Source organism: Thalassotalea sp. G20_0, assembly GCF_017744175.1.
Taxonomy (GTDB): Bacteria; Pseudomonadota; Gammaproteobacteria; order Pseudomonadales; family Endozoicomonadaceae; genus Endozoicomonas.
Window position 1 is genome coordinate 1 of record NZ_JAGHQV010000390.1, and the last position, 687, is coordinate 687.

General features: G+C 49.9%; 1 protein-coding gene. It reads right to left on the minus strand.

Annotation, left to right across the window (positions count from 1 at the left end):
- On the minus strand, positions 1-687 hold a 687-nt coding region (locus J7438_RS26660), incomplete at both ends, for a hypothetical protein (RefSeq protein WP_209279044.1).

Consider the following 687-nt stretch of genomic DNA (forward strand, 5'->3'; position numbering starts at 1 on the left):
TTCAATCTGCAAAGACGGAAAGCTTGACTGGAGTTGATCGCGTAAGGTGGATTGAGATTGTGAAGTGATTGTCTGGTAATGGGGGGCCACCGGACACGCTCTCCCAAGCCAACTTGCGGCCATGGCAATGATGTATGAAAACTCTGTATTGCACGGGGATGGACTTTCCAGACGAGAAAACAGTTCATCTATGTACTTTTCAAGGGCGTTTTTATTATCGTCACCAAAGTACAGATAAGACCTGGCACAGAGCACCATGACTCCCCAGAGAGAGATCGATATATTTTGCTGAGAGAGCTGAGGGTTTTCACTGAGTCGGCAGGCAAAAGAATCGAACGTAGATTTAATCAGTTTCAGCTCAATGGCCTCACCCAGTTTGGCCACGGCCCACAACAGGTTGGTGATCTGCTGAGGAATAAAGTGGTCTTTCTCTTCTTTTGATTCGGCTTTGGTTTTCAAATGGGACAACAGCACGACCACAGTCTCTTTGAGCTTTGCCATCTTCTCCAGTTCCAGCCCGTTGTCCACCAGTTTCGCCACGGCCCACAGCAGATTGGCGACTTCCTGTGGCTTAAAGTGGTCTTTCTCTTCTGTTGATTCGGCTTTGGTTTGCACATGGGGCAGCAGCGCGGCCATGGCCTCTTTGAGCTTCGGTGTCGTCTCCAGTGCCAGCCCGTTGTCCACCAG